9 protein-coding genes and 1 tRNA gene are annotated in these 11,143 nt (G+C 69.4%); 2 read left to right on the top strand and 8 right to left on the bottom strand.

Going from position 1 to position 11,143, the window contains the following annotated elements; translation table 11 throughout:
- Positions 1–31: 31 nt before the first annotated feature.
- Together KGQ19_RS03030 and KGQ19_RS03025 are read right to left on the bottom strand one after the other, a co-directional pair.
- A complete protein-coding gene (locus KGQ19_RS03030) occupies positions 32–2,593 on the bottom strand; it encodes an ABC transporter permease (RefSeq protein WP_212007482.1) in 2,562 nt (853 codons plus the stop codon).
- Between the two features lie 23 nt (positions 2,594–2,616).
- On the bottom strand, positions 2,617–3,465 hold the full coding sequence (locus tag KGQ19_RS03025; RefSeq protein WP_230418112.1) for an ABC transporter ATP-binding protein: 849 nt from the start codon (positions 3,463–3,465) through the stop codon (positions 2,617–2,619).
- 294 nt (positions 3,466–3,759) lie between these two features.
- On the opposite strand from KGQ19_RS03025, the gene KGQ19_RS03020 reads away from it, so the two are divergent.
- Positions 3,760–4,845, top strand: coding sequence for an NAD(P)/FAD-dependent oxidoreductase (locus tag KGQ19_RS03020; RefSeq protein ID WP_212007481.1), 1,086 nt, complete (start codon positions 3,760–3,762; stop codon positions 4,843–4,845).
- A gap of 98 nt (positions 4,846–4,943) precedes the next feature.
- Here KGQ19_RS03020 and KGQ19_RS03015 read toward each other — a convergent pair whose 3' ends face one another.
- Positions 4,944–5,453, bottom strand: a complete 510-nt coding sequence (locus KGQ19_RS03015) for a MarR family winged helix-turn-helix transcriptional regulator (protein ID WP_212007480.1) — start codon at positions 5,451–5,453, stop codon at positions 4,944–4,946.
- A 56-nt stretch (positions 5,454–5,509) separates the two neighbouring features.
- A tRNA-Met gene (locus KGQ19_RS03010) sits at positions 5,510–5,583 on the bottom strand.
- Positions 5,584–5,719: 136 nt separating this feature from the next.
- Here KGQ19_RS03010 and KGQ19_RS03005 point away from each other — a divergent pair.
- Complete coding sequence (locus tag KGQ19_RS03005; protein WP_212007479.1) at positions 5,720–6,604, top strand: alpha/beta fold hydrolase; 885 nt, start codon at positions 5,720–5,722, stop codon at positions 6,602–6,604.
- A gap of 64 nt (positions 6,605–6,668) precedes the next feature.
- Here the strand turns inward: KGQ19_RS03005 and KGQ19_RS03000 are convergent, their stop codons facing one another.
- The 4 genes from KGQ19_RS03000 to KGQ19_RS02985 all read right to left on the bottom strand — a co-directional run bounded on the left by KGQ19_RS03000 (position 6,669) and on the right by KGQ19_RS02985 (position 10,985).
- Positions 6,669–7,841 carry a Gfo/Idh/MocA family protein gene (locus tag KGQ19_RS03000; protein WP_212007478.1) on the bottom strand — a complete coding sequence of 391 codons (1,173 nt, stop codon included), beginning with the start codon at positions 7,839–7,841 and terminating at the stop codon, positions 6,669–6,671.
- A 65-nt stretch (positions 7,842–7,906) separates the two neighbouring features.
- Positions 7,907–8,722: a carbohydrate ABC transporter permease gene (locus KGQ19_RS02995; protein WP_212007477.1), complete on the bottom strand. Its 816-nt coding sequence runs from the start codon at positions 8,720–8,722 to the stop codon at positions 7,907–7,909.
- On the bottom strand, positions 8,715–9,719 hold the full coding sequence (locus KGQ19_RS02990) for a carbohydrate ABC transporter permease (RefSeq protein ID WP_212007476.1): 1,005 nt from the start codon (positions 9,717–9,719) through the stop codon (positions 8,715–8,717). The genes KGQ19_RS02995 and KGQ19_RS02990 overlap by 8 nt, the downstream gene beginning before the upstream one ends.
- Positions 9,720–9,722: 3 nt before the next feature.
- Positions 9,723–10,985 (bottom strand): ABC transporter substrate-binding protein, encoded by a 1,263-nt coding sequence (locus tag KGQ19_RS02985; protein ID WP_212007475.1) that lies wholly within the window; start codon positions 10,983–10,985, stop codon positions 9,723–9,725.
- Positions 10,986–11,143 lie beyond the last annotated feature (158 nt).

Genomic DNA, 11,143 nt, shown 5'->3' with positions numbered 1-11,143 from the left:
GTATCCCCCCGGCTGCGAGCGGCGCGAGGCGTCAGCCGTCGGCCGCGATCGCCCGCAGCACGTTCATCCGCGAGGCCCGGAAGGACGGGGCCAAGGCGGCCAGCAGGCCGACCACCGCGGCCCCGATGAACACCGCCACGATGGTGGTGACCGGGATCGCCAGGGTGCTGATACCGATCCCGGACAGGACCCGCTGGGCGGCCACGCCCCAGGCCAGACCCAGACCGACGCCCAGGGCCGCGCCGAACAGCGCTATCACCACCGACTCCAGCCGGATCATCCGGCGGGTCTTGCGGCGGCCCATGCCGATCGCCCGGATCAGGCCGATCTCCCGGGTGCGCTCCACCACCGACAGGGCCAGGGTGTTGACCACGCCGAGGATGGCGACCACGATCGCCAGGCCGAGCAGCCCGTAGACCATGTTCAGCACGCCGCCGACCTGGTCCTGGATCAGCTTCTTGTAGTCGGTCTGGCTCTTCACCGTCACCTGCGGGAAGGGGGCGAGCCGGTCCTTGAGCGCGGCGTAGGCCTGGTTCTGCTGGCCCTTGTCGGCCTTGGCGAAGAGCATGGTGTCCTGCGGCTGCGCCGCGGCCGGCACCGACTTGCCCAGGGTGGCCAGCGAGACGTAGCCGTCACCGTGGTTGAACACCGTCTTGTCGCTGATGATGGCCAGGACCGGCAGCTTGACCGGGGTGCCGCCGTGGAAGGCCACGGTCAGGACCGAGCCGATGGCCGCGTTCCGGGACTTGGCCTCGGTCTGCGGGATCGCGATGCCTTCCTTGCTGAACACGTCGGCCATCGAACCGGCGGTGGTCCCGGCGTCGAAGTCCTGGGTCATGGTCGGCGAGGCGGCCGCGAACTCGATTTTGCCGTCGCCAGACGTGCCGGAGACGTTCGCGTTCAAGAACTTGTTCTCCGTGACGTGCGCCAGTCCCGGTGTGGCCTGGGCCTGGGCCAGCGCCTCGGGAGTGATCACCAGGCCGCCGTTGGTGGTGATGATGTAGTCCGCGCCGACGCTGCGGTCCATCTCGGCGCTGGCCGAGGTCACCAGCGAGGAGCCGACCACGGCCATCCCGGACACCAGCGACAGCCCGATCATCAGGGCCGCGGCGGTGGCGCCGGTGCGGCGCGGGTTACGCAGGGCGTTGCGCTGCGCCATGGTGCCGACCGAGCCGAAGGCGGCCGGCATCCAGACGCCGAGCACCCGGATCACCACACCGGCCAGCAGCGGACCGAGCAGGATCGCGCCGACCAGGGTGACCAGCACGCCCAGGCCCAGCAGCAGCCCGCCGGTCGCGGTGGCACCGCTGGCCGCGCCGCCGATCAGCGCCGCGGCGCCGCCGCCGCCGATCACCAGGCCGATGCCGTTGCGGATCCGGGAGGACCGCCGGTCCCCCGGCGTCCCGGCGTCGCGCAGCGCCGCCATCGGGGTGATCCTGGCCGCGCGCCGGGCCGGGACCCAGGCCGCCAGCAGGGTGACCAACACCCCGACCGCGTAGCCGGCGATCACCGAGGACACCGTCACCGACATGTCCGAGGTCTGAAGGTTCATCCCGACGCCGTTCATCACCGCGATCAGGCCGTAGGCCATCCCGGCTCCGGCGGCGATGCCCAGGGTGGCGCCGATGACGCCGAGCATCAGCGCCTCGAACCGGACCGAGCGGTTGACCTGTCGGCGGCTGGCGCCCAGCGCCCGCAGCAGGCCCAACTCCCGGGTGCGCTGCGCGACGAGCATCTGGAAGGTGTTGACGATCAGGAACGCGCCGACCATCAGCGAGATCCCGGCGAAGCCGAGCATCACGTACTTCATGAAGCCGATGAAGCCCACGCTGTTGCGGCCGTCGGCCTCCTGCTCGGCCCGGGTCTTCACGTCGTAGCCGGGACCGAGCTTGCCGGTCACCTCGGCCTTGAGCGTGTCGTCGGAGGTCCCGGGCTTGGCGTCCAGGTTCACACCGGTGTAGACGCCGGCCTGGCCCAGCAGCTTGGTCTGCGCGGTGTTCGTGTCGAAGTAGAACAGCGACTCGCCGGGGTTGGTGGTCCGGAAGGTCGCGATACCGCTGACCGTCGCCTGGAAGCTGCCGGCGTCGCTGCCGGTCACGATGCGCAGCGGCGAGCCGAGCGTCAGGTGCTTCTTGGCCGCGGTGTCGGCGTCGACCACCACGTCGCCGGGGCCGGACGGAGCCCGGCCGGAGGTCAGGTCCACCGCCGGGTGCGGCGTGGGGTACCAGTTGGCGCCGATGGTCGGGCCGCCGGCCGAGTTGGAGATCGACTTGTTGTCCGGGCCGACCACGGCCAGCCGGTCGGTGCTGATGTCACCGTAGACGGCCTGCACGCCGGGCATCGCCTTGATGGTCCCCAGCAGGGACGCCGGGACCGTCTGCTCCGGGGCTCCGGGCGGCGCGTCCTTGTCCGCCTTGGCCGACACCGCGACGTCCGAGGCGGTGGTGGCGAACAGCCGGTTGAAGGTGGTGGTGATGGTCGAGGTGAACATCAGGGTGCCGGTGACGAACGCCACGCTCAGCACGACGGCGATCAAGGACAGTGAGAGCCGGCCCTTGTGCGCGAAGAAGTTGCGGCGAGATGCCTTCCACATGATGGATTCCCCCTCCGCCCGCGTCAGCGCTGGGCAGCGGCGTCGCCGCCGCGCGCGTCGTGGCCGTAGGAGCTGGGGCCGGGGTTGTGGCCGTGCAAGTCGAACTGCCGCATCCGGTCCAGGACCTTGTCGGCGCTCGGCGCGGTCATGTCGTCCACGATCCGGCCGTCGGCCAGGAACAGCACGCGGTCGGCGTAAGCGGCCGCGGAGGGGTCGTGGGTGACCATGACGAAGGTCTGGCCCAGCTCGTCGACCGAGCGGCGCAGGAAGCCGAGCACCTCGGCGCCGCTGCGGGAGTCCAGGTTGCCGGTGGGCTCGTCGCCGAAGATGATCTCCGGCTGGCCGGCCAGCGCCCGGGCCACGGCGACCCGCTGCTGCTGGCCGCCGGAGAGCTCACTGGGCCGGTGCTTGAGCCGGTCGGCGAGCCCGACGGTGCCGATCACCCGGTCCAGCCAGGCCTTGTTCGGCTTGCGGCCGGCGATGTCCATCGGCAGCGTGATGTTCTCCACCGCGTTCAGCGTGGGCAGCAGGTTGAACGCCTGGAAGATGAACCCGATCCGGTCCCGGCGCAGGTTGGTCAGCTGCTTGTCCTTCATCGAGGTCAGCTCGCTGGCCACGCCGTCCCGGCCGTAGATCCAGATCTTGCCGGAGCTGACCGAGTCCAGGCCGGCCAGGCAGTGCATCAGCGTGGACTTGCCGGAGCCGGACGGCCCCATGATCGCGGTGAACCGGCCCCGCTCGATGTCGACGTCGACCTGGTCCAGCGCGGTGACGGCGGTCTCGCCCTGGCCGTAGCGCTTGGTCACGGCCTGGGCGCGGGCGGCGGTGCCGACGGTGCGGTAGGTGACCGCGGCCTGTGCTGCCGTTGTCATGATCTTCCCCTCAGATGGCTTTCAGCGGAGCTGGTCGGTTGTCGATCGACGTGACTAAGGCTGCCAGCCGCGACGCGGGCATCGCCACGGAGCCAACAGGTGTCCGACGGTGGGGTTAGCCCCACCGCTCCGCTACCGGCCTGCTCTTAGCGTACGGAATTCACCCCTGGCCAGACACTTGGTTCGCATTGCGAACGACCCGCGGACCGGCTACGGTTCGCAACGCGAACGAATCCGTTCGTGTTGCGAACGACTGTGGCGGCGGCCCGGACCCGCCGCGAGGGGACGGCTCCCATGCGTAAGAAGGTTGCGATCGTCGGCGGTGGCTACGGCGGGGCGAAGCTCGCCAAGACCCTGGACCCGGACCTCGACGTGGTCCTGATCGACCCGAAGGACGCCTTCGTGCACAGCGCCGCCGCGTTGCGCGCGCTGGTCCGCCCGGACTGGGCCGAGAACATCTTCTTCCCCTACGGGACGCTGATGAAGAACGGCACCGTGGTCCGCGACCGCGCGGTCGGCGTGGACGCGCGGGGCGTGACGCTCGCCTCGGGCGACCGGGTGGACGCCGACTACGTGGTGCTGGCCTCGGGCTCGTCCTACGCGTTCCCGGCGAAGATGCACACCGATGTCACCGAGGACGCCCTGGACGCGCTCCGCGCCGCGCACCAGGAACTCGCCGGTTCCCACCGGGTCCTGATCCTCGGCGCCGGGCCGGTCGGTCTGGAGCTGGCCGGCGAGATCGCCACGACCTGGCCGGACAAGCGGGTGACGATCGTCGACCCGGCCGCCGAGCTGCTGCCCGGCTTCCTCCCCGGACTGGTCGCGGACCTGCGCGGGCAGCTCGACAAGCTGGGGATCGAGCTGCGGCTCGGCGCGGGCCTGACCGCCGACCCGGCCCCGGCGCCGGGCATCTCCGGGGAGTTCACCGTGACCGACCAAGCCGGTGACCAGCTGACCGCAGACATCTGGTTCCGCGCCTACGGCTCCCGCATCCACACCGACTTCCTGGACGGCGCGGTCCCGCGCAACGAGCGGGGCCAGGTGAAGGTCACCGAACGGCTGACCGTCGAAGGCCACGACACCGTCTACGCCCTCGGCGACATCACCGACGTGCCGGAGACGAAGATGGCCGGCTGGGCGCTGCGGCACGCCGAGGTGGTGGCGGCGAACATCCTCGCGCACGCCAAGGGCGAGGAACCGGCGGCGGCGCACACACCGCTGCCCATCAAGGTGGGGCTGGTGCCGCTGGGGCCGGCCGGCGGGGTCGGGCAGTTCCCGAACGACGAAGGGGCGGCGTTCCAGGTGCCGAAGGAGACCGTGATCCAGATGAAGGGCGCGGAGATGATGCTCGGGCACTTCCAGGAGCTGTTCAACATCTGAGGCCCAGCGCGAAACGCTCAGCGCGAAGGACTCAGTACGAAGGGCTCAGCGCAAAGGGCTCAGCGCAAAAGGCCCGGCCGAGGTCGTCCCGGCCGGGCTCAGTCCTGTGCGGCGTCGGGACAGTCCTCGCCGGCCTTCAGGCACGGGTGATCGTCCCCGAACACGACAGGCACCTGATTCCCGAATACCAGCCGCCCGAGCAGTTCGGCCAGCTGCGCCTGTTCCTGCTCGGAGAGCATGGCCGGCAGCTCGGCGACCTGGGCGACGGTCTCGTTGTAGAACTCCTCGGCGAGCTTGTCGCCTTCCGGGGTGAGGAACACGCGGACCGCGCGGCCGTCCGTGCTGTCGGCTTCCCGCCGGACCAGGCCGCGGCGCAGCGAGCGGTCCACCAGGCCGGTGAGGCTGGACTTGGCCAGGCCGAGGATGCGGACCAGCTCGCCCATCCCGAAGCCCTCTTCGGGCTTGCCCATCAGGACACAGAGCAGCTGGCCCTGCTGGGAGGTGAGCTGGTGCTTGCGGGCCACGTGCTCGTAGGTGGCGTCGACCAGGAATGCCGAGCGGACGAGGGCGGTGACCACGCTCATGTCGGCTTCTGGTTCGCGCACCATCTCGGCTCCCGCATAAAGAACGCGAGGCCCCTCAGATCCTGAGGGGCCTCGTTTAGTAGCGGGGACAGGATTTGAACCTGCGACCTCTGGGTTATGAGCCCAGCGAGCTACCGAGCTGCTCCACCCCGCGCCGTTTTGCTTCATCGCAAGTGTAACACCTCTTCGCTACCACCAGATCCGTTATTCAACGCGGCCCCATACCCGACGGGCTGGATATGGCACCGCGCCCTATTGCCAAGCCGATCGACAACCGAAAGCCTGGCGGGATGCGACAGAGCGTGGAGATCCAGTTCCCGACAGGTGCGGGTTCGTACGCGGTGACCCGTTGGCCGGCACCCGAAGCAGCGGTTCAGGCACCGCCCGTGATCGCCGCGCACGGCATCACCGCCAACGGACTGGCCTGGGCGCCGCTGGCCGAGGCACTGCCGGAGACCGACTTCATCGCCCCGGACCTGCGCGGCCGCGGGCGCTCCCGCGAGGTCGGCGGCCCGTACTCGATGGCCGCGCACGCCGACGACCTGGTCCGCACCCTGGACCACCTCGGGGTGGAGCGGGCCACGCTGCTGGGCCACTCGATGGGCGGCTGGGTGGTCGCGGCAGCCGCGGTGCGGCATCCGGAGCGGTTCGGCGGTGCGGTGCTGGTCGACGGCGGCCTGGGCTTCCAGCTGCCCGAGGGCACCGACCTGGACCAGCTGCTGGACGCCGTGCTCGGCCCGGCGATGGCCAAGCTGCGGACGGTCTTCGCCAGCCGGGAGGAGTTCCTGGCGCCCTGGCGGAACCACCCCTCGCTGGTGGACGTGTACTCGCCGGCGGTCGAGGCGTATCAGGAGCGCGACATCATCGGCACCGAGCCGGAGCTGCGGTCCTCCTGCGTCCTGGACGCGATCCGGGACGATGCCGCGGACGAGTTGCAGAACCCTGACGTGGTCGGGGCGATCCACCGGCTGCCGATGCCCGCGGTCTTCCTGCACGCCGAGCGGGGGCTGCTGAACGAGCCCGTCGGGCTCTACTCCCCCGAGGCCGTGGCGGCGGCCAAGCTCGCCGACGCCGGGGTGGACGTGCGCTTCGTCCCCGGCACCAACCATTATTCGATCTTGCTCGGCGACCGCGGGATCGCCGCGGTCGCCGAGGCGGTCAGGGCGCTGCGGTAGGCAGACGCCCCGATCTCGATCGGAGGCCGGGCCGGGTCCGAACCCGTACCCGGTGCGGACGCCCTCAGCGCACCTGCCCCCGGTCGAAGTACTCGGCCAGCTCAGGATCCAGCGGCGGGATCTCCAGCGGGGTGCCGCCGTCGCGCAGCGAGAGCGTGGCCATGTAGCCGGCGGCCACACTCATCCGCGCCGCGACCGGCGAGGTGTCGGTGGCGCCGCCGTCGCGGACGAAGCGGGCGAACTCGGCCATGATCGCGCCGTCCGAGCCGCCGTGGCTGCCCGAGGCCTCCGGGACCTTGTAGGCGATGTCGGCGTCGCCGCGGTAGCCGGTCGGCCCGGTGTTCCAGACCTTCACCACGTCGCCGGGCGAGTCGCCGAAGTTCTCCAGCCGGCCCTCGGTGCCGATCACCGTGTAGTTCCGGAAGTAGTCCGGCGCGAAGTGGCACTGCTGGTAGGCGGCGATGACGCCGTTGTCCAGCGTCATGTTCATCACCGAGACGTCCTCGACCTCGATCTTGTGGTTGAGGTCGTGGCGGGCCGTCGGCGGCCAGTCGAACTCCTTGAGCCAGCCCTGCGGCCGGGGTGTCCCCTCCTCGCGCCGCGGCAGGTCGCCGTAGACCATCAGGTCGCCGAACGCGCTGACCCGCTTGGTGTACCCGCCGGCCAGCCAGTGCACGATGTCCAGGTCGTGCGCCGCCTTCTGCAGCAGCAGGCCGGTGGTGCGGTCGCGCTCGGCGTGCCAGTCCTTGAAGTAGTAGTCGCCGCCGTAGGACACGAAGTGCCGGACCCACACGGTCTTCGGCTCGCCGATGTCGCCGCGGGCTATGACGTCGCGCATCGTGCGCACCACGCCCATGTGCCGCATGTTGTGGCCGACGTAGAGCCGGGTCCCGGTCTCGTAGGCGGCCCGCAGGATCCGGTCCGAACTCTCGATGGTGATGGCCATCGGCTTCTCGAGGTAGACCGCCTTGCCGGCGTGCAGGCACTCGACGGCTATCGCCTCGTGGGTGTCGTCCGGGGTCATGATGACCACGGCGTCGACGTCGGAGCGGCTCAGCAGCTTGCGGTAGTCGCTTTCGGTGTCGGTCACGCCGACCCGCTCCACCGCCTTGGCCAGGGCCGCCGGATCGGTGTCGCACAGCACGGCGACCTCGAAACCGCGGTCCGGCTGGTGCGCGGCGACGGCCAGGGAGGTGCGCAGGCCCAGGCCGATCACACCGAGGCGCAGGTTGCTCACAGCAGAACTTGCCTTTCTGAGGGGAAGAACTCGCCCGAAGACTTTCCCGGGCTTGCTTCGAGGGCTTACTTGGTACCGGTGAGGGCGATGCCCTCGGTGATGCGGCGCTGCGCGGCCAGGAAGACCAGGATCATCGGCAGGCTGGCCAGCAGCGAGCCGGCCATCAGCAGCGGGTACTCGGTGAGGTGTTCGCCCTGGAGCGTGGAGAGCCCCACGGTGAGCGGCATCTTGGAGTCGTCGTTCACCACGACCAGCGGCCACAGCAGGTCGTTCCACGACCACAGCACCGTGAGCACGCCCATCGAGATCAGCCCGGGCTTGGCCAACGGCAGCATCACGGACCAGAAGATCCGGAAGGTGCCGGCGCCGTCCAGCCGCGCCGCCTCCTCGACCTCGTCCGGCAGCGACATGAAGAACTGCCGCAGCATGAACGTGCCGAAGGCGCTGAACAGTCCGGGCAGGACCACGCCGGCCAGGGTATTGAGCAGGCCCATGTTCTGCACCAGCTGGTACTGCGGCAGCAGGTAGACCTGGCTGGGCACCATCAGGACCGCGAGCATGAGCAGGAACAGGGCGTTGCGGCCCGGGAAACGCAGCCGCGCGAAGGCGTAGGCGGCCATCGAGCAGAACAGCACCTGGGCCAGGACCCTGATGACGGTCTGCGACACCGAGTTCATGAACTGCTGGGCGAACTTGGTGTCGTGGAAGACCTGGCTGTAGTTCGACCACTGCCATGAGGGCAGGAAGTGCGGCGGGACGCTGGTGGTCTCCCCGGTGGTCTGCAACGAGGTGATGAGCTGCCACAGGAAGGGCGCCACCATCGCCGCCGCGCCGACGGCCAGGATCACGTGGATCGGCCACAGCCGCTGCCTGCTAGGCATAGTGGACCCACCTCTTCTGCAGCCGGAACTGGATCGCGGTCAGGGCCAGCAGCACCAGGGTGAGCACCACCGCGATGGCCGCGGCCAGGCCCTGGTTACCGGTGACGAAGGCGTCCTCATAGAAGAGGTACGCGATCGTCTTGCTGCCGGCCAGCGCCGGGTTGGTCTTGCCGAGCATCATCAGGACCATGTCGAACATCTGCAGACCGCCGATCACCGACAGCACCGAGACGAAGAAGATGCTGGGGCTCAGCAGCGGCAGTGTGATCGAGAAGAACTGCCGGACCCGGCCGGCGCCGTCCAGCGAGGAGGCCTCGTAGTACTGGCGCGGGATGTTCTTCAGCCCGGCGGCGAAGATGATCATGTTGTAGCCCAGCGAGCTCCAGATGCCCACCAGGCCCATCGCCCAGATCGTGTACCGGTCGTCGGACACCCAGTGCGGACCGTGGATCCCGATCAGCGACAGCAGGTAGTTGATCAGGCCGTAGTCGCCGTTGTAGAGCCAGCGCCAGACCATCGCGACCGCGGCCGGCATGCTGACCACCGGCAGGAAGTACAGCACCCGGTACAGGCTCGCGTACTTGCCGCTGACCTGGTTCATCAGCGCGGCGAAGACGATCGAGACCGGGATGCCGGCCAGGATGATCAGCGCGTACTTGACCGTGTTCCAGGCGGCGCGCGGCAGCTGTGGGTCGGACAGGAACGAGCTGTAGTTCTGGAAACCGACCCACTGCTGGCCGCCGAAGGCGCCCCACGAGGTGAAGCTGAAGTAGGCGGACTGCACGATCGGCCACAGGTAGAACAGGAAGAGGCCGACGAACAGGGGCGCGATCATCGCGTAGCCCCAGGCCCATTCCTTCATGTGCGCCTTGGAGAAGCGCGGGCGGCGGCCGGCGACCGGCCGGGTCCCCGGGCTCCCCGGCCCGCGCTCCGGGCCGGGGCGGGGCCCCGGCGCCGCCCGGCCGGCGGCGACGGGACTGGATTCGGTGGCTGACACCCGCTACTCCTTGGCCAGTTCGGCGTTCATCTGAGCGGCGATCTGCTTGGCGCCGGTGGTCAGATCGAGCTGGCCGCCCCAGATCTGGTCCAGGGTGGTCTGCATCGGCGTGGTCCAGGCCGCGGTGTTCTTCGACACCGGGTAGGGCACCGCGACGTCCAACTGATCGATGAAGGACTGCAGGTGGTACTGCGGGGTCGAGGCCACCCAGGTCGCGGACAGGCCGTTGTAGGCCGGGATCACGGTGCCGGTCTTGGCCTGGATCTCGTTGGCCTCCTTGGACCCGAGGTACTGCACGAACTCCCAGGCCGCCTGCGGATGCTTGGTCTTGGCGTAGATGACGTTCGCCAGACCGTTGATGACCGTCGCCTTCTTGCCGTCCGGGCCGGCCGGCAGCGGCGCGACGTCGGCGTCCAGGCCGGCCGCCGCCTTGTACTCGGGCATGTCGTAGTCGCCGTCGGCGAACATCGCCACCTTGCCGGAGGCGAACAGCTGGTCCGGCTGGGTGTCGGTCATCTGCTGCGCGGTCGGCGAGACGTGGTACTTGGTGATGAAGTCCAGCGCGTACTGCAGCCCGGCCAGGCTCTTCGGGTCGTCGAACCCGGACTTCTTGTGGTCCGGGGTGATGGCCTGGCCGCCGGCCTGGAGCATGGTGTTGAACAGGTTCTCCTGCGTCCAGTCCGGCGAGGCGATACCCCACACACCCTTGCTCGGGTCGTTCAGCTTCTGCGCCGCGCTGATCACGTCCTGCCAGGTCCAGCTGGCGGTCGGGTACTTCACCCCGGCGGCGTCGAAGAGCTTCTTGTTGAACCAGAGCCCGACGGTGTCGAAGTCCTTCGGCATGCCGTACTGCTTGCCGTCCAGGGTGTAGCTGTCGTTCAGGGCCTTCGGGAACGGGGAGTTGTCGAAACCGGGCTTGTCCGACAGCGACAGCAGCTGGTGCTGGCCGGCGTACAGGCCGACGCGCGGGGTATTCATCCAGAACACGTCCGGGGCGGTGCCGGAGGCGGCCGCGGTCTGCAGCTTGGTCCAGTAGTCGGCGTTCGGCGTCAGCTGGATGTTGATGGTGATGTTCGGGTGCGCGGTGTGGAAGGCGTCGGCGATCGCCTGCATCGCCGGCTTCTGCTTCGCGTCCCAGATGCCGTAGGTGAGGGTGACCGGACCGGAGTCGGCCTGTCCGGAAGAGGCGGATTTCGAGGAGGAACAGCCGGTCGCGGCCAGGGCCAGAGCCCCGACGCCGGCCAGCACCAACGCCTTTCGGAACATCCGCGTCTCCCAACGTTTTCGTAAGCCGTGAACGGCATCGCTGCCTGTCAGAGGGCTGATAAGGGTGAGGGTCGGGAGGCGGGGCCTCCCGTGACCCGGGACACTAGCCGCCGTTTTTGCTTGAGACCAGTATTAATCGAGCACGCTCGCGCACGAGA

Source organism: Catenulispora pinistramenti (genome assembly GCF_018274385.1).
GTDB lineage: Bacteria > Actinomycetota > Actinomycetes > Streptomycetales > Catenulisporaceae > Catenulispora > Catenulispora pinistramenti.
Note: the sequence above shows the minus strand (reverse complement) of the source record. Positions and strands in the feature narration are given on the sequence as shown.

Excerpts from the sequence above, each read along its gene's own strand:
- KGQ19_RS03030 (WP_212007482.1), bottom strand. The coding sequence starts at position 2,593 with ATGTGGAAGGCATCTCGCCGCAACTTCTTCGCGCACAAGGGCCGGCTC.
- KGQ19_RS03025 (WP_230418112.1), bottom strand. The coding sequence starts at position 3,465 with ATGACAACGGCAGCACAGGCCGCGGTCACCTACCGCACCGTCGGCACC.
- KGQ19_RS03020 (WP_212007481.1), top strand. The coding sequence starts at position 3,760 with ATGCGTAAGAAGGTTGCGATCGTCGGCGGTGGCTACGGCGGGGCGAAG.
- KGQ19_RS03015 (WP_212007480.1), bottom strand. The coding sequence starts at position 5,453 with ATGGTGCGCGAACCAGAAGCCGACATGAGCGTGGTCACCGCCCTCGTC.
- KGQ19_RS03005 (WP_212007479.1), top strand. The coding sequence starts at position 5,720 with ATGCGACAGAGCGTGGAGATCCAGTTCCCGACAGGTGCGGGTTCGTAC.
- KGQ19_RS02995 (WP_212007477.1), bottom strand. The coding sequence starts at position 8,722 with ATGCCTAGCAGGCAGCGGCTGTGGCCGATCCACGTGATCCTGGCCGTC.
- KGQ19_RS02985 (WP_212007475.1), bottom strand. The coding sequence starts at position 10,985 with ATGTTCCGAAAGGCGTTGGTGCTGGCCGGCGTCGGGGCTCTGGCCCTG.